Source organism: Actinomadura sp. GC306 (genome assembly GCF_004348665.1).
GTDB lineage: Bacteria > Actinomycetota > Actinomycetes > Streptosporangiales > Streptosporangiaceae > Spirillospora.
Genome location: NZ_SMKM01000001.1, coordinates 83,798 through 100,956, shown reverse-complemented (window position 1 = coordinate 100,956; position 17,159 = coordinate 83,798). Strand labels below are relative to the sequence as shown.

At 73.8% G+C, this 17,159-nt stretch carries 15 protein-coding genes; 9 read left to right on the top strand and 6 right to left on the bottom strand.

Annotation, left to right across the window (positions count from 1 at the left end; all coding sequences use genetic code 11):
* Window positions 1-3: 3 nt before the first annotated feature.
* Window positions 4-333: a TcmI family type II polyketide cyclase gene (locus tag E1200_RS00425; protein WP_131949714.1), complete on the bottom strand. Its 330-nt coding sequence runs from the start codon at window positions 331-333 to the stop codon at window positions 4-6.
* A gap of 41 nt (window positions 334-374) precedes the next feature.
* Complete coding sequence (locus E1200_RS00420; protein ID WP_131949713.1) at window positions 375-1,160, bottom strand: SDR family NAD(P)-dependent oxidoreductase; 786 nt, start codon at window positions 1,158-1,160, stop codon at window positions 375-377.
* Between the two features lie 211 nt (window positions 1,161-1,371).
* Between E1200_RS00420 and E1200_RS00415 the strand changes: the two genes are divergently transcribed.
* Genes E1200_RS00415 through E1200_RS00395 form a run of 5 tightly spaced genes read left to right on the top strand, consistent with a single transcriptional unit; the run spans window position 1,372 to window position 7,311 of the window.
* On the top strand, window positions 1,372-2,400 hold the full coding sequence (locus tag E1200_RS00415; RefSeq protein WP_131949712.1) for a methyltransferase: 1,029 nt from the start codon (window positions 1,372-1,374) through the stop codon (window positions 2,398-2,400).
* Between the two features lie 48 nt (window positions 2,401-2,448).
* Window positions 2,449-3,975 (top strand): FAD-dependent monooxygenase, encoded by a 1,527-nt coding sequence (locus E1200_RS00410; RefSeq protein WP_131949711.1) that lies wholly within the window; start codon window positions 2,449-2,451, stop codon window positions 3,973-3,975.
* Window positions 3,976-4,022: 47 nt separating this feature from the next.
* Window positions 4,023-4,976 (top strand): aromatase/cyclase, encoded by a 954-nt coding sequence (locus E1200_RS00405; RefSeq protein WP_279483272.1) that lies wholly within the window; start codon window positions 4,023-4,025, stop codon window positions 4,974-4,976.
* 41 nt (window positions 4,977-5,017) lie between these two features.
* Complete coding sequence (locus E1200_RS00400; RefSeq protein WP_131949710.1) at window positions 5,018-6,544, top strand: FAD-dependent monooxygenase; 1,527 nt, start codon at window positions 5,018-5,020, stop codon at window positions 6,542-6,544.
* A gap of 29 nt (window positions 6,545-6,573) precedes the next feature.
* Window positions 6,574-7,311: an antibiotic biosynthesis monooxygenase gene (locus E1200_RS00395; RefSeq protein WP_131949709.1), complete on the top strand. Its 738-nt coding sequence runs from the start codon at window positions 6,574-6,576 to the stop codon at window positions 7,309-7,311.
* A gap of 58 nt (window positions 7,312-7,369) precedes the next feature.
* Here the strand turns inward: E1200_RS00395 and E1200_RS00390 are convergent, their stop codons facing one another.
* From E1200_RS00390 to E1200_RS00375, 4 genes are read right to left on the bottom strand one after another with little or no spacing between them, the layout of a single operon-like run.
* Complete coding sequence (locus E1200_RS00390; protein ID WP_131949708.1) at window positions 7,370-9,253, bottom strand: hypothetical protein; 1,884 nt, start codon at window positions 9,251-9,253, stop codon at window positions 7,370-7,372.
* Window positions 9,231-9,587, bottom strand: a complete 357-nt coding sequence (locus tag E1200_RS00385; protein ID WP_131949707.1) for a 4Fe-4S dicluster-binding protein — start codon at window positions 9,585-9,587, stop codon at window positions 9,231-9,233. Before E1200_RS00385 ends, E1200_RS00390 begins: the two co-directional genes overlap by 23 nt.
* 43 nt (window positions 9,588-9,630) lie before the next feature.
* The gene (locus E1200_RS00380) at window positions 9,631-11,127 is read right to left on the bottom strand and encodes a glutamine synthetase family protein (protein WP_207932963.1); all 1,497 of its coding nucleotides are present in this window, start codon (window positions 11,125-11,127) and stop codon (window positions 9,631-9,633) included.
* Window positions 11,124-12,440, bottom strand: coding sequence for an amidase (locus E1200_RS00375; RefSeq protein WP_131949705.1), 1,317 nt, complete (start codon window positions 12,438-12,440; stop codon window positions 11,124-11,126). The genes E1200_RS00380 and E1200_RS00375 overlap by 4 nt, the downstream gene beginning before the upstream one ends.
* A gap of 310 nt (window positions 12,441-12,750) precedes the next feature.
* Between E1200_RS00375 and purB the strand changes: the two genes are divergently transcribed.
* The 4 genes from purB (at window position 12,751) to E1200_RS00355 (ending at window position 17,128) form a co-directional block, all read left to right on the top strand.
* A complete protein-coding gene (gene purB, locus E1200_RS00370) occupies window positions 12,751-14,043 on the top strand; it encodes an adenylosuccinate lyase (protein ID WP_131949704.1) in 1,293 nt (430 codons plus the stop codon).
* Window positions 14,021-14,422, top strand: a complete 402-nt coding sequence (locus E1200_RS00365; RefSeq protein ID WP_131949703.1) for a GNAT family N-acetyltransferase — start codon at window positions 14,021-14,023, stop codon at window positions 14,420-14,422. Before purB ends, E1200_RS00365 begins: the two co-directional genes overlap by 23 nt.
* Before the next feature lie 129 nt (window positions 14,423-14,551).
* Window positions 14,552-16,036, top strand: coding sequence for a protoporphyrinogen oxidase (hemG, locus tag E1200_RS00360; protein WP_131949702.1), 1,485 nt, complete (start codon window positions 14,552-14,554; stop codon window positions 16,034-16,036).
* Between the two features lie 90 nt (window positions 16,037-16,126).
* Window positions 16,127-17,128 carry a methyltransferase gene (locus E1200_RS00355; RefSeq protein WP_131949701.1) on the top strand — a complete coding sequence of 334 codons (1,002 nt, stop codon included), beginning with the start codon at window positions 16,127-16,129 and terminating at the stop codon, window positions 17,126-17,128.
* The last annotated feature ends 31 nt before the right edge of the window (window positions 17,129-17,159 follow it).

Here is a 17,159-nt window from a genome sequence, read left to right as displayed (position 1 = left end):
CCGTCAGCCGTCCGGCTCCCAGTGGTAGAACCGGGTCGCCATGGCGTCGGCCGGCGAGCGCCAGGTCAGCGGGTCGTAGGGCTCGACGCGGCCCTTCAGGTCGTCGCTGATCCTGATGAAGCGGGGGTCGTTCCGCGCCTGGAGGATCCGGTCGCCGCCGTGCTCGTCGTCGAAGTCCTGCAGGTGGAAGTACAGGCCCTGGTAGGTGAACAGTTCCCGGCGCCGGGTGCCCATGCGGTGCGGCATGTCGGTCCGGTCGAACGCGCCGAACAACTGCGCGACGTCCGGCTGCCACCGCGGTTCCATCCGCGCGACGATCAGGGTGCTCCGCATATGCGTTCTACCGCCTTACTGGGGAGTCGAGGGATGCGGCCTCAGTAGTTCCCGAGTCCGCCGCAGACGTTGATCGCCTGCGCCGTCACAGGCGCGGCGGCGTCGCCGACCAGGTATTCCACGAGGCCGGCGACCTCTTCGGGGGTGCTGTAGCGGCCGAGCGGGATCTTCGCCTCGAAACGCTCCAGGATCTCCTTCTCGGTGGTGTCGAAGTGCGCGGCGTACCCCTGCCGCACCCGCTCCGCCATCGGCGTCTCGACGTAGCCGGGGCAGACGGCGTTGACGGTGACGCCGGTCTTGGCGAGTTCGAGGCCGAGCGCCTTGGTGAAGCCGATGACGCCGTGCTTGGAGGCGGAGTAGGGGGCGCCGAGCACCACGCCCTGCTTGCCGCCGGTGGACGCGATGTTGATGATCCGGCCCCGGCCGCGTTCGAGCAGCCCCCCCGACCGGAGCACCTCCCGCGTCATGAGGAAGACGCTGTTCAGGTTGGTGTCGATGACGTCGTACCAGAGCTCGTCGGCGATGTCCGCCGTGACGCCGCCGCCGCTGCGGCCGGCGTTGTTCACCAGGACGTCGATGTGCCCGTACCGCTCCACGGCGGCGCCGACGAGGCGCGCGGCGTCCTCGGGCCGCCGGACGTCCGCGGCCGCACCGGCGGCCTCGTGGCCGTTCGACCGGAGCTTGCCGACCGTCTCGTCGACGTCCGCCGCGGTGCGCGCGCCGATGAAGACCTTGCAGCCGCGGGCCGCGAGGTTCTCGGCGACCGCCAGGCCGATCCCGCTGGTCCCGCCGGTGATCAGCGCGACCCGATGTCCATTGTCCGCCATTCCGCGTATCCCTTCGTAGAACTTTTGCCACGGCAGCGTCGCATGGTGCCCACTAATCTCGGTCGAGCGTGGATTGATTTGCTCCCAGTTCAACTGGAACCATTCTTCCGGTTGAACGCACCCCGGTTGAACACGGCCCGAAGAATGTTGCGGCCATAAAAAACGCGAACCTATCGTCGGGTGGCAGAGGCTACCGATCCAGGAGGCGAACATGTCCGCATTGCCCACGGTGCGGGACCAATCCGCCGCGTACTCGCTGCTCGACCTGATCCAGGGCGCGGTGGTCACCCAGGCGCTCTCGGCCGCGGCGAAGCTCGGCATCGCCGACGTCCTCGGCGACGGACCGCTGACCGCTGCGGAGATAGCCGGGCGGGTGGGCAGCGATCCCGAGGCGACGCACCGGCTGCTGCGCATGCTGTCGGGCCACTCGGTGTTCGCCGTCGAGCCCGGCGGCCGGTTCGCGCTCACCCCCATGGCCGAGGCGCTGCGCGAGGACGCGCCCGACTCGATGCGCGGCATGGCCGTCCTGATGGGCCATCCGCTGCTCTGGGAGGACTGGGGGCACCTGCTCGCCTCCGTGCGCTCGGGCGAGGCCAACCTGCCGAAGCTGCGGGGCATGGGCGCCTACGAGTTCCTCGGCTCCCACCCCGAGTACGCCGCCGTGTTCTTCCAGGGCATGGGCAGCATCTCCGCCTCGGAGACCGAGCCGGTGCTGGCGGCCTACGACTTCTCGCGGTTCCGCACGATCGTGGACGTCAACGGCGGGCGCGGCGGCCTGCTCGCCGGGATCCTCGCGCAGGCGCCGGGGTCCCGGGGCGTGCTGGTCGAGTCCGAGGCGGCGTCCGCGGACGCCGCGGCGGTGTTCGAGGCCGCCGGCGTCGCGGACCGGGCCGCCATCGAGCACGGCAGCGGCTTCGGCGCGCTGCCGGCGGGCGCCGACGCCTACGTGCTCAAGCACGTCCTGCACGACTTCCCGGAGCCCGAGTGCCTCGCGGTCCTGCGGAACGTGCGGGACGCCATCGCCCCCGGCGGCAGGCTCCTGCTGGTCGAGTACGTGCTCGGCGACGGCAACGAGCGGCACATCGGCAACGTCATCGACCTGTGGCTGCTGCTCCTGCTCGGCGCGAAGGAGCGGACGCTGCCGCAGTACGGCGAGCTGTTCGCCAAGGCCGGCCTGGAGGTCACCGGGGTCGTCCCCACCACGTGCCCGGTCTCGATCGTCGAGGCCGTCCCCGCCTGAAGGCCGGCGCAAGCGGCCGGCACGCCCACTCGAAGCTGAGGACGGACAATGCAAACCGACGTGATCGTTGTCGGCGCCGGGCCCACCGGGTTGACGCTCGCCGGCGAACTCCGCCTCGGCGGCGCCGAGGTCGTCGTCGTCGAGCGGGAGACCGAGCGGGGCTGGCAGTCGCGCGGCATCGGCTTCACCGCGCGCGCCACCGAGATGTTCCACCAGCGCGGGCTCCTCGGCCGGCTGGAGAACCCCGAGATCACCAGGCGGGGGCACTTCGGCGGCGTCCCGATCGACTACGGGCTGCTGGAGGGCGCGCACTTCGGCGTCCGCAACGCGCCCCAGTACAAGATCGAGGAGATGCTCGAAGGGTGGGCGCGGGAGCTGGGCGCGGACGTGCGCCGCGGCCGCGAGCTCACCGGGCTGGACGCCGCGGAGGACGGCGTGACCGCGACCGTCCGGGGGCCGGACGGCCCCGAGGAGTGCTCCGCCCGGTACCTGGTGGGCTGCGACGGCGGGCGGAGCACCGTCCGGCGGCTCGCGGGCTTCGACTTCGCCGGGGCCGACGCGACCCGCGAGATGTTCCTCGCGGACGTCAGGGGCTGCGACATCAGGCCCCGGCGGATCGGCGAGCTGCTGCCGGACGGCATGGTGATGGCGGCGCCGCTGGAGCACGGCTACACCCGCGTCATCGTGTGCGAGAACGAGAGCCCGCCGGACGAGGGCGACCAGGTGACGTTCACCGGCCGCCAGGTCGGGTTCACCGAGCTCGCCGACGCGTGGCGGCGGCTGACCGGCGAGTCGATCCACCACGGCGAGGCGCGCTGGGTGAGCAGCTTCACCGACGCCACCCGCCAGGTCACCGAGTACCGCCGCGGCCGGGTGCTGCTGGCCGGGGACGCCGCGCACATCCACCTGCCCGCGGGCGGGCAGGGGCTCAGCGTCGGCGCGCAGGACGCCTTCAACCTCGGCTGGAAGCTCGCCGCGACCGTCACCGGCCGGGCCCCCGAGGGGCTGCTGGACACCTACCACGCCGAACGCCACCCGGTGGGCGCGCGGGTCCTGCTCAACACCCTCGCCCAAGGGACGCTCAACCTGAACGACGACAAGGTCGAGCCGCTGCGCAACGTCATGGGAGAACTCAGCACGATCCCCGAGGTGGCGCGGCACCTGATCGGCATGGTGAGCGGATTCGACGTCCGCTACGACATGGGCGTGCCGGGGCGGCACCCGCTGCTGGGCGGGCGGATGCCCGACCGGGAGCTGCGGCTCGCCGGCGGGGGCCGCGACCGGATCGCCCGGCTGCTGCACCCGGCGCGCGGCGTCCTGATCACCGCGGACGCCTCGGGCGGGACCGCCCGGACCGCGGCCCGCTGGGCGGACCGCGTCGACGTGGCCGAGGTGCGGGACTTCCCGGCCGGGCCGGAGGAGGGCGGCGCGCCGACCGAGTCGGTGCTCCTGCGCGCCGACGGATACGTCGCCTGGGCCGCGCCGGACGGGGGCGACCTCGCCGGCGCCCTGCGGCGCTGGTTCGGCGCGGCCCGCAAGGACCACGACGTCCGAGTGCCGGCGTCCGCCCGCTAGGCGCCCCCGCCGCGACCGGACGCTTCCGAACCCAGAGGAGAACGAACGTGACCACGAGCACGATGCGTGAGACGGAACACGAGGTCCAGATCGCCGCTCCGGCCGGGCAGGTGTACGCGATGATCGCGGACGTCGGCGGCTGGCCGCAGATCTTCCCGCCGACCGTGCACGCCGAATGCGTGGAGCGGGACGGGAACTCGGAGCTGATCCGGCTCTGGGCGACCGCGAACGGCACCGCCAAGACGTGGACGTCCCGGCGCGAGCACGACCCGGAGCGCATGAGCGTCTCGTTCCGCCAGGAGCGGTCCCAGCCCCCGGTGGGCGGCATGGGCGGCGAATGGGTGGTGGAGCCCGTGTCCGGGACCGCCTGCCGGGTGCGCCTGCTCCACGACTTCTTCGCGGCGAGCGGCGAGACCGCCGACCTCGACTGGATCAGCCGGGCGGTCGACCGCAACAGCGAGTCGGAGCTGCGCGCGCTCAGGGAGAGCGCGGAGGCCACCGGGCCGGACGGCCTCGTCACCTTCGACGACACGGTGACCGTCGACGGCCGTGTCGAGGACGTCTACGACTTCCTCAACGAGGCCCGGCTCTGGACGCGGCGCCTCCCCCACGTCGCCAGGGTGTCGCTGGAGGAGGACACCCCCGGGCTGCAGATCCTCGAAATGGACACGCGGACCAAGGACGGGCAGGTGCACACCACGCGGTCCGTGCGGGTGTGCCGGCCGTACACGGGCATCGCGTACAAGCAGACCGTCCTGCCCGCGCTGCTCGCCCTGCACACGGGGCGCTGGATCATCGAGCGGCACGACGGCGGGGTGTCGGTGACATCGCGGCACACCGTGCGGATCAACACCGAGCGCATCCCCGAGGTGCTCGGCGACGACGCGGACGTGGGGGCCGCGCAGGAGTTCGTCCGGAACGCCCTGAGCGGCAACAGCACGGCCACCCTGCGGCTCGCCAAGGAGTACGCCGAGGGCGCCGGAAGGCGGGCGGCCTCGTGACGCGACCGGAACGCCAGAGCGCACGGAAGGTGGACGGAGACATGGAGGGCTTCGACGCGGACGTCGTCATCGTGGGGGCGGGCCCCGCCGGGCTGATGCTGGCCGGGGAACTGCGCCTGGCGGGCGTCCGGACGGTCGTCCTGGAGCTGCTGGCCGAGCCGATGCGGCAGTCACGCGCGCTCGGTTTCTCGGCCCGCGCCATCGAGGAGTTCGACCAGCGGGGGCTGCTGTCCCGATTCGGCGACGTGCAGACCATCCCGTTCGGCCATTTCGGCGGGCTGCCCATCGACTTCCAGGTGGTCGAGGGCGGTTCCTACGGGGCGCGGGGCATCCCCCAGTCGCGCACCGAGGAGGTGCTCGCGGAGTGGGCCACCGGGCTCGGCGCCGAGATCCGGCGGGAGCACGAGGTCGTCGGGCTCACCGCGGACGACGGCGGCGTCACCGTGGACGTGGCGACACCGGCCGGCCCCGATCGCCTCCGCGCCCGCTACGCGGCGGGCTGCGACGGGGCGCGCAGCACCGTCCGCAAGCTCACCGGCATCGGCTTCCCCGGCACCGACCCGACCGTGGAGCTGTGGTTCGCCGACGTGACGGACTGCCCGCTGCGGCCCCGGTTCGCCGGGGAGCGCGTCCCCGGCGGGATGGTGATGGTGCTGCCGCTGGGACCGGAGGCCCGCCGCGTCATCCTGTACGAGCGCGGGATGGAGCGGCAGGGCGACGGCCCCCCGGGCTTCGGCGAGATCGCCGCCGCCTGGCAGCGGCTGACCGGCGAGGACATCGGCGGCGCCCGTCCGCTGTGGACGAGCTACACGACCGATTCGAGCCGCCAGGCGGCGGAGTACCGCCGGGGGCGGGTGTTCCTGCTCGGCGACGCCGCGCACATCCACCTGCCGATCGGCGCCCAGGGGATGAGCGCGGGCATCGGCGACGCCATGAACCTCGGCTGGAAGCTCGGCGCCGTCCTCAACGGCCACGCGCCCGGCGACCTGCTCGACACCTACCACTCCGAACGGCATCCCGTGGCCGCCGGCATCCTTAACAACACCCTCGCCCAGCGCACCCTGTACCTCGGGGCCGACGACATGAACCCCATGCGGGAGGTGCTCACCGAGCTGCTGGAGTACGAGGAGGTGCAGCGGCGGCTGGTCGGCATGGTCACCGGCCTGGACATCCGCTACGACGTCGGGCAGGACGACCATCCGCTCGCCGGGCGGCGGCTGCCGGACGTGCGGCTCGCGGGCGGCTCCGGACCGGCCGGGACGGAGAGCGCCTTCCGGCTCCTGCACAAGGGCCGCGGCATCCTCCTCGACCTGCGCGACGACGGCGAGCTACGCGCCGCGGCCGAGCCGTGGACGGACCGGACCGACGTCGTCACCGCAGCCGTGCCCTCCGAGGGCGCGCTCGCCGGCGTCGAGGCCGCGCTGGTCCGGCCGGACGGTCACCTCGCCTGGATCGGCTCCGGCGGCTCCCGGGCGGCCGGCCTGCCGGACGCCCTCACCCGCTGGTTCGGCCGGCCGCAGGAGGGCCGCCGGGCCGCGGCGCCCGCAGCGGCAGGCGCCCGGCCGTAGCAACCGCAACCGAGAACGTGAGGTCGAACATGCCATTCATCAATTCCGAGGACGGGTACCTGACGGTCGTCAACCTGTTCCGGACGGAGACGCACGCGCAGGTGGACCGGCTGGTCAGCGAGATGCGCGCGATCGTCGACACGGCGGCGTTCCCCGGCTGGATCTCCAGCACCGTGCACCGCGGCGAGGACCAGCCGGGCACCGCGAACTTCATCCAGTGGCGCGGCAAGGAGGACCTGGAGTCGCGCTACGCCGGGGCCGAGTTCAAGCACCGCACGGTGCCGGTCTTCGAGGAGATCACCACCTATGTCCGGCTGATGCAGACCGAGGTCGAGCTGAGCCGGCGCCACCCGTCCCAGGGCGACGTCACCGAGGTCTCCCCCGGCCGCGCGGACTACACGGTCCTCGAAGTCCTCGGTGTGGACCCCGCCGACCAGGACGAGCTGATCGCCGTGGTCGGGTCGTCCCACGACTGGCTGGTGGACACGCCCGGCTACCGCTCGCAGAGCGTGCTGCGGGGCATCCGGTCGCGCGGCCTCGACCGCGGCGGCCTCTCGACCGTCGGCAGGGACAACGACTTCGTCGTCGTCTACTCGCAGTGGGACGGCAAGGAGTCCTACGACGCGTTCCGCGCGACGGCCGAGGACGAGCAGCCCGCCGCGCGCCGGAAGACGCAGGAGAAGCGGAACTCGCTGACGACCGAGCACGACTGGAACGGCTACCGCGTCGTCCACAGCCGCTCCGCGTCGGAGCCCGCGATGGCCTGACCCACCGGTGCGCGAACGCTCGCGGCCCCCGCCGATCGGCGGGGGCCGCGAGCGTCTCTCATCCGGCGATGCGGTCCCAGTGCCACCGGCTGTCGAAGGCGGTGACCTCGATGTCCGCGCCGCGCGCGACGAGCTCCGCCGCGAGGCCCGTGGCCTTCGCGATGAAGCCGGAGACGCGGTCGGCGGCCAGCAGGTCCTGCTCCCCGTACGGCAGCCCCTCGCAGCGGAGCAGCCGCAGGTCGACGAACCCGTCGAACGTCCGGTCCAGCACCCGCACCGGCTGCGGGCTGCGGACGGTGAAGCGCACCTTGGCGGCGACGTGGCCGTGGTGGTGCTGGTCGGAGTAGTACGCGACGTCCGGGATCGTGGGCGGGACGAAGTAGTCCCGGGCCGCGACCTCGGGGACCTTCGGGAGGTTGCCGGCGAGGAAGTGCCACGAGTTGTACTGCATCCGCGCGGACATGGCCCACGCGGCGTCGGCCGTGCGCGCGGCCGAGTCCCCGAAGTACCGCCGGGCCTCCGGCGCGGGCACCACGCAGCAGAAGAAGTGCGGCAGATCCCAGGCGGTGATCCCGGGCCAGTCCCCGGCGCGCAGCGCCGCGGTCAGCGCGGTCAGCGACCGCATGCCGCGGCTCATCGCGAAGTCGGCGTCGAACGCCGCCGTCGCCGCGCGGACGGTCTCGTGCACCAGGGACTCGAGGCCCGTCCGGTGGGCGCCGTGCGGCCCGGCCAGCCAGCCGGGCGACGCGTCCAGCGAGGCGCCCAGTTCCGCGAGGGTGCCGCCGGAGACCGGGAGCCGCTCGCGCAGGCGCCCGCAGAGGTCGTCCTCCAGTTCCCGGGCCTCGCCGCCGGGCGGGCCGGCGACCCGCTCGACCTTGTGCATCAGCGGGCCGTGGATCTCGCGGTAGAGCCGGGCCCCCCGCCCGGTGATCTCGCGGCGCCGGCGGGCGATCGCCGCCGCCAGGTCGCCGAGTTCGGCCACCGAGGCCGAGGCGGCGGGCGGCACCGGGCGGCCGCCGGGGACCGCGTTGTACGCCGCGCGCGTCCGCTCCAGGAGGGAGGCGACGTGGTCGACCGTGAGCTGCGTCCCGTTGGCCTCCTCGATCCGGGCGAATCCGGCGGACCGCACCAGCAGCGTGAGGCACGCCACCATCAGGACGTCGCTGTCCGACCACAGCTCCAGCGGAACCGTCGTGAGGCTGCTCAGCGCGCAGTCCGGATGGCCGGGCCACAGCGTCTTGCCCGCCAGCGTGTTCCGGTCGCGGAAGTTCGTGTACCGGCGGTCGCCGGAGTACAGCACGAACGGCGCCGTCCGGAGGGCCGCCTCCTTCAGGTCCTCCAGCATGTCCCGGCGGCCGTCCGGCCCGGCCGCGGCCAGCCACGCGCGGCAGTCGGCGGCCGAGCCGCGCAGCCGCGCGGCGGCGCCGGCGAGCTCGGCCCGGTAGAGCGCGAGGTCGCGGTCGGTCCACGGGACGCGCAGCACACCGCCGACGAGGTCCTCCTCCCCCGCCAGCGGCGGCTTCGAGGGGACGCGCACGACGACGCGGCCGCTGGTGTTCAGCCCGATCTCGCCGAGGAACGCCGCCGGGGCGCCGGGCGCGGGCGCGGCGCCGCGGCCCGGTGCCCGCCACGACCGGCCGGACAGGACCTTCAGCGCGCACTCCTCCGCCGCGGGCAGCGCCCGCAGCTGGACGTCCGCCGGGACGTGCCCGGCGAGCGTGAGCAGCGTGTCCATGGCCGACGACAGGTCCGGTTCGGCGGCCGCCCGCCGCCAGGTCCGCCGCAGGAGCCCGGGGAACCCGGCGTCGTCCGGCAGCGGGTGGTCCGGCCCGGCCGCGGTCCCCGCGCGCCGGCCGAGCCTGCTGGGGCGGCGGCTCTGCCGCGCCTCCGCCAGCGCGGCCTTGCGGGACCGCCTTCCGTCAGGCGTCGCGGGCAGGGTCATCGCTTCCCCCTCCGGCCGTCAGGCCGACGTGGTCCCAGAGCTGTTCCGGGGTGGGCGTCCATTCCTCGTCCACGTAGATGCAGTCGACCGGGCAGACCATCACGCAGACCGGGCAGCCCGAGCACAGTTCCGGGACGATGACGACGTCGAGCCCCCGGTCGAATATCGCCCCGAACTCGGGCGGGCAGTTGCGCCGACACAGGTCGCACGTGATGCATTCCGATGTCTCGATGCGGCGCGGCGGCTTCTTCCAGTTCGCGTCGCGGGACCGCTGCGCGATCCGCTCGGCGCGCCCGGCGTCCGCCACGGCGGTCGTCTCCTTCGCCCATGGCATGTCGTGCTCACCTCGGCTTCCCGGTGGGGTTGCTGCGGTTCGTTCAGTAGGCACCGAAGTATTCGCGGTGCTCCCATTCGGTCACTTCTCCGGTGGCGGGGCGGTGCGCCGCACACCATTCCTCGAATCGCGACACCTCGCTTTCCTTCAGCATCGTCAGGCAGGTCTTGAGCGGCTTGCCGAAAAGGCTCTCCGCGGGGCCGCTCGCGGCGAAGGCGTCCAGGGCCTCGCGCAGCGAGCCCGGCAGGGCGGGATACGCGGCCCGGCCGGGCCGGTCCCCGGCGGCCAGCCCCTCCAGGCCCGCGTGGAGCTGGGCCGCGATGGACAGGTACGGGTTGGCGCACGACTCCCCGATGCGGTTCTCGACGTGCGTCGCGGCGCCGCCGCTGAGCACCCGCACCATCGCGGTGCGGTCCTCGAAGCGCCAGTCGACCGAGGTCGGGGACAGCGAGAACTCCGGCGCCAGCCGCCGGTAGCCGTTCACGGTCGGGACGCTGGGCAGGCACAGGTCGCGGGCGTGCGCCAGCAGGCCCGCGACGTAGGACTCCCCCTCGGGTGAGATCACGTCGAGCGCGCCGGCGCCGGCGGCGAACACGTTGCGGCCGGTCTTGGTGCTCGTGACGGACTGGTGCAGGTGCCAGCCGCTGGAGTCGAAGCCGTCGAGGCGGGGCAGCGTCATGAAGGAGGCGTGCGTGCCGCGCCGCCGGCAGAACCGCTTGACCTGGGTGCGGAAGAGCAGCATCGCGTCGGCCGCGTCCAGGGCCAGCATCGGGCCGAAGGTGGTTTCGAGCTGTCCCGGGCCGGACTCGTGCTCCATCGAGCGCAGCGGGAGGCCGAGCGCGACGAGCAGCGCGGCCAGCGGGTCCGCGACGTCCGCCACCGAGTCGTAGTGGGCGTCCAGGTTGAACTGGTAGCCGGGGTTCACGGCCTCCACCGCCGGGGCGGGCCCCTGCCGGCCGAAGCCGTTGCCCGCGTTGCCGGGCGGCCCGCCCGTCGGCCGGGTGAGGTACCACTCGACCTCCAGCCCGATGACCGCGGCGAGGTCGTGCTCGGCGTACCGGGCGCAGACCCGGCGCAGGACGTCGCGGGAGGCGAGCGGGTGCGGGGAGCCGTCGCGCAGGTACTCGTTCCCGAGCACCCAGGCGGTCCGCGGCCCCGGGCCGGGCAGCACCTGGAACGTGCGGGGGTCCGGGACGAGCACGAAGTCGCCCGCGCCGAGCAGCTCGCCGACCCCCACGCCGGTGTCGGCGAGGATGTCGACGGCGACGGCGTGGCCGGTGTCGAAGACCAGCGGCCCGGCGCTGAAGTCCATGCCGTTGCGCAGCACGGCGCGGAAGACGTTCGCGGGCACGGTCTTGGAGCGGGCGAGCCCGTGCGGGTCGCAGAACGCGACCCGGACGAGGTCGACCTCGTCCAGTTCCGCCTCGACCCGCTCGGCGGCGGCGGCCTGGCGGTCGTCCCAGAGCCCGTGCTCGGCCACGAACGCCGGGGACCCGACGCCGCCCTCCTCGCCGTGCAGGGACCATGGCCTGGATTTCATGATCGTTCCTCCTTCGTTTCCGGGTCGGGCGCCGCGCCGCGGCCGAGTCCCGCCTCGATCCGGGCGGCGGCCGAGAGCACCAGGTCGTCGGCGCCGACCCGGCCCACCAGCTGCAGCCCGGCCGGGAGCCCGCTAGACGTGACGCCGGCGGGCAGGGTCAGGGCGGGCTGGCCGGTGATGTTGAAGGGGTAGGTGGCGGGCGACCAGGCCAGCCAGAGCAGGTCGTCCGGGTCGGCGGCCCAGGCCGGGGCGATCGCGCCGGCGGCGAACGGCTCGGCGGGGACGGTCGCCATGGCCAGGAGGTCGTAGTCCGCCATCACCGAGGCGAGCGCCGCCCGCAGTGCCGTCCGGGTCTCCTCGGCGCGCACGACCGCGGTGCCGCTCAGGGAACGCCCGTACCGGACGAGCGCGGCCCGGCCCTCGTCGCACCACGGCTCGTCCTCCGGCGCGGTGCCGGTCGCCTCGGAGACCGCGAGGACGTCCACGAGCGCCGCGTACGGGTCGGGGAACGGGACTTCGATGCGGTCGACGCGATGCCCCTGCCCGGTGAGCACCGGCAGGGCGCCCTCGGTGACGCGGCGGACCTCGCCGGACGTCCCGGGGAACTCGGTCCAGCCGATCCGCAGCGGGACGGGTGGTGCCGCGAGCCGGGGCGGGCCGGGCACCGAGTCCGGGTCGCGGTGGTCGGGGCCGGCGAGCACCGCGGTGAGCTCGGCGGCGTCGGCCACGCTCCGCGCGAGCGGCCCGACGTGCGCCAGGCGATCGGCGCAGGGCGGCACATAGGGGATCCGGCCGAAGGACGGCTTGAACCCGACCACGCCGCAGAACGCGGCGGGGATGCGGACCGACCCCGCGCCGTCGGTGCCGATCGACGCGGTGCACAGCCCCGCCGCCACCGCGGCGGCGGACCCGCCGCTGGAGCCCCCGGCCGATCTGCTCCGGTCCCAGGGGTTGCGGGTGGGGCCGGCGAGCCGGCCCACCGTGCTCGCGCTCCAGCCGAACTCCGACGTGGCGGTCTTGCCGACCACGATCGCCCCCGCCGCGCGGAGGCGGGCGACGGCGGGGGCGTCCGCGGCGGGGCGGGGGTTCGGCAGCAGCGACCCCCGCCGGGTCGGGAGGTCACGGGTCTGGACGAGGTCCTTCACCGACACCGGCACGCCGAGCAGCGGCCGGCCGCGGAAGGCCGCCGCGCCGCGCTCCGCGATGAGCCGGTCCGCCGCCTCGGCCTCGCGCAGCGCGCCGTCCCCCGCGACCGCGACGAACGCGCCCAGTTCCGCGTCCGTTTCGCGGATGGCGTCGAGGACGCTCTCCACATGCTCGGCGACCGTGGCATGGCCCCGCAGGAACAGCTCCCTCGTCTCGGGAATGCCACGGCATTTCCGCCGATGATTTCTGGTGGCCGTTGAAACTGACACATCACCACTACATGGCACGCGCCAAAGCTCGTGCAAGTAACGGCTCGCCAAGACCGCAGCCCTATGGAGCAATCTCGGAGAAGAATCCGTTCAACTCTGGACGGCGGCGTTCAACTGCTGAAAACAAGCAGCTGAACAAAGGCGTCCGGAAGAATCCGGGGAGGACACTGAAAGCCGCTGTACACGTCCCCGCGGAAGGACGACGGAGATGATAGCCCGCTATTCATTGCCCGAGATGGCGGAGCTCTGGTCGGACCAGGCCCGCTATGAGACCTGGGCCAAGGTGGAGCTCCTGGCGTCCCAGGCGCAGACACTGCTCGGCCGCGTCCCGCCGGAGGCGCTGGCGGACATCCGCGGCGCCCGGGTGCCGGCCGCGGAGCGCGTGGCGGAGATCGAACGCGAGCGCGACCACGAGGTCCTCTCCTTCCTCACGGCCTTCTGCGAGGACATCCCCGACGACTCCGCCCGGTGGGTGCACCTCGGCATGACGAGCTACGACCTCGTCGACACGGCCCTCGGCCACACCCTCGCCCGCGCCTGCGACCTGCTGCTCGACGCGGTGGCGCGGCTCCGCGGGGTGCTGGCGGAGCGGGCGGCCGAGCACTGGGACACGGTGTGCATCGGGCGGACCCACGGGATGCACGCGGAGCCCACGACGTTCGGCCACAAGCTCGCCGGGTTCGCCTTCGCGATCGACCGGGCGATGCGGCGCCTGCGCGCAGCGCGGGACGAGGTCGCGGTGGGCACGATCTCCGGCTCCGTCGGGACCTACGCCCTGATCGACCCCTTCGTCGAGAAGTACGTGTGCGGGGAGCTCGGCCTCGGCGCGGAGTCCGCGCCCAGCCAGGTCGTCGCCCGCGACCGGCACGCGCAGCTGGTGCAGGCGGCGGCGGCGCTCGGCGCCTGCGTCGAGCAGATCGCCACCGAGGTGCGGCTGCTGTCGCGCAGCGAGGTCCGCGAGGTGGAGGAGAGCCGGACGGCCGGTTACCAGGGGTCGAGCGCCATGCCGCACAAGCGCAACCCGACGGGCAGCGAGCGCCTGGTCGGGCTCGCCCGGCTGCTCCGCGGGTACGCGGGCACGATGCTGGAGAACGTCGCGCTCTGGCACGAGCGGGACCTGTCCCACTCGTCGGTGGAGCGGGTCGTCCTGCCGGACGCGATGACCGTCGCCCACTACCAGGCCATCTGCGCCGCGGACCTGGTGGAGGCCCTCGACATCTTCCCGGAGCGGATGCGCGGCGCGATCGACGGGACCGGTGGCCTGGCGTACAGCTCGGCGGTGCTGGCCGGCCTGCTGGCGGCCGGCACCGAGCGGGAGCACGCCTACCGGGCGGTTCAGACGGCCGCGAACGGCGCGCTCGACTCCGGCGAGACGCTCGACGCCCGGCTCAGGGAGCAGGGAATCGACGCCGGGCCGCTGGAGCCGGAGCGCTTCCTCGTCCACCACGACGTCATCCTCAAACGATTGGAGATGCTCCGTGACATGGGACATCCAGCGTGAGAACGGCACCGCACTTGACCTGGATGACGTCCTGGACGTCTACCGGTCCTCGGGCCTCGGCGACCGCCGGCCGGTGGCGGACACCGGGCGCATGGCGGCGATGGTGCGCAACGCCAACCTCGTCGTGACCTGCCGCATCGACGGGGAACTCGTTGGCATCGCACGAAGCGTCTCCGACTTCTCCTACGTGACCTACCTGTCCGATATCGCGGTCCGCCGCGCGCACCAGCGATCCGGTATCGGAAGGGCGCTGATCGACGCGACGCGGAAAGAGGCGCCGCAGGCCAAGATCGTGCTTCTGTCGGCACCCGCCGCGGCGGACTACTACCCGCACATCGGCTTCACCCGGCACGAATCCGCCTGGGTGCTGAACCCCTGACCGGACGGCGCCGGGCCTTTCACGGCGGGGCGGAACAGGCCCCTTGTCCACCAGCGCTCGACCGGCGTTATGGGCGGTGGTGCCACGGTGTGCCGACGCGGTTCCGAGCAATTCGAGGGAGTGTGCGTGATGGTCGATCAGAAAACGGGCACCGGGCGGCGTCCCGCCCGCGACAGAACGTCGGACGTGCCGCACGTCGTGATCGTCGGCGGTGGGATCGCCGGCCTGTCCGCGGCGTTCCTGCTGCGCGACGAGCCGGTGCGGCTGACGCTGTGCGAGGCGTCGTCCCGGCTGGGCGGGCAGCTGTCCGTGTCGGAGGTCGCGGGCGTCGCGGTGGACGAGGGCGCCGAGGCGGTGTGGCGTCCGAAGACCGAATGGCTGATCGGCCGGACGGCGCTGGGCGAGCGGCTCGTGTCCGCCGGCAACACCGCCGTGGCGACCTGGACCCGGGGCGGCATGTGGCCGCTGCCCGGCGGTCACTTCATGAGCGTGCCCTCGGACCTGGACGAGCTCGCCCGGTCGGGCGTGCTGTCGGACGAGGGCGTCGCCCGCGCGCGGAAGGACCGCGAGCTTCCCGCGACGAACCGGAACGGGGACGTGGCGGTCGGCGAGTACGTCGCGGCGCGGTTCGGCCAGGAGGTCGTGGACCGGCTGATCGATCCGTTCGTCCACGAGATGTGCGCCGGCCGCGCGGCGGAGCTGTCGTTCGAGGCCACGCTGCCGCCGCTGGCGATGGCGTCGCGCAAGCGCCCGTCGCTAGCCGACGCGGCGGGCATGCTAGTCCCCTCCCCCGGCTCGAACGTGCCCGAGCTGCACAACGGGCTGGGCACGCTCGTCGGCGGGATGGGCGCGCTGCCCGGCGTGATGGCCGACGCCGTCCTGGCCGCCTCCCCGGGAGCCGCGCTGCGGACCGGGACGAAGGTGACCGGGCTGGCGCGGGACGGGCACGGCTGGCGGCTGACGGCGGACTCGGCCGCTGGGCGGGAGGAGATCGCCGCCGACGCGGTCATCCTCGCGGTTCCGGCGGGCCCCGCGGGCGCCCTGCTGGCCGGGCTCCCTGAAACCGGCGCGGCCTGCACCGGGCTGGCCGGGATCCCGTACGCCGACGCGGTGATGATCACGCTGGCCTACCCGCGCGGGACGTTCCGCGGCGGGCCCGGCGACGGCGGCCTGGCCGGCTACCGGGTACCGGCGGTCGACGGGCGGACGGTCCGGTCCGTCACGTTCTCGTCGGTGAAGTGGCGGCACATGGCCGGCGACGTGGAGATCGTGCGCTGCCAGGCGGGCGGCGTCGACGCGCGGGACCTGCTGGAGCGCGACGACGCCGACCTCGCCGCGCTGGCGGCCGGCGAACTCGCCGAGGCCACCGGGGCGGCCGGTGCGCCCGTGGCCACCCGGGTGAACCGGTGGGAGCGGGCGTTCCCCCAGTACACCGTCGGCCACCCCGCCCGGTCCAAGCAGATCCGCAGCCGGCTCGCCGTGCAGCCGGGGCTCGCGGTCTGCGGCGCCGCGTACGAGGGAGTGGGGATCGGCCAGTGCATGAACACCGGCCGCAAGGCCGCCCAGCAGGTCCTCACCCATCTCGGCAGCGCCGCCGAAGCGCGCGGCGCGTGACCCGCGACACCGGTAGCCGAAAGGCGGGAGGTAGTGAGCATGAGCGCTGGACGAGGCGGCCCTCCGGGCGGCGGAGCGCACACAGGGAACGTGCAGAGGCTGCGGGCGCTGTCCGACCTGATAACGCCGTACGCCATCCGGGTCGCCGCCACGCTGCGGCTGGCCGATCTGATCGACGAGGGCGCCGGGAGCGCGGCCGAGCTCGCCCAGCGGTGCGGGGCCGACCCGGCCGCCCTGGAACGGCTGCTGCGGCACCTCGTCGCCAAGGGTGTGTTCGCGCAGCCGGAACCGGGAGAGTACGCGCTGACCGAGCTGTCCCGCCCGCTGCTCACCGACCCCTCCGGCGGGGGCATGCGGCACTGGCTGGACATGGACGGCGGGCTGGGGCGCTCCGACATGGCGCTGTCGGGGATGCTCCAGGTCGCGCGCACCGGGCGGCCCGTCTACGAGGACATGTTCGGGCGGACGTTCTGGGCCGACCTGGAGGCCGACCCCGAGCGCGGCCGGGCCTTCGACGCGCTGATGGCGGCGCAGGTCTCGCTGGTGGCCGACGAGGTCACCACCGCCTACGACTGGTCGGGCGTGCGCGGCGTCGTGGACGTCGGAGGCGGGACGGGCACGCTCCTGGCCGCCCTGCTCGCCAAGCACCCCGCCCTGCGCGGGACGCTCGTCGATCTGCCGTCCGTCGTCGAGACGGGGCGGCGCGACCTCGAAGCGGCGGGTCTCGCCGACCGCTGCGACTTCTCCTCGGCGAGCTTCTTCGCCACCCTGCCGCCCGGCGGTGACGTCTACGTCCTGTCGCGGGTCCTCCACGACTGGGACGACGAGGACGCCCGGACGATCTTGCGCCGCTGCGCCGAGGCGGCCGAGACCGCGGGCCCGTCGGGCCGGGTGCTGGTCATCGAGCAGCTCGTCGCCGACCAGGGGAACTCGCCGATGACCACCGCCATGGACCTGCGGATGCTGTCCGTCATCGGCGGCCGGGAGCGCTCGCTGGACGAGTACCGCGCGCTCGCGGCCGGCGCGGGGCTCTCGCTGCGCGGCACCATTCCCACCGAGTCGGGACGCTCGATCCTGGAGTTCGCCCGCTGACCCGCGCCGCGGGGCCGCACGAGGCCGCGAC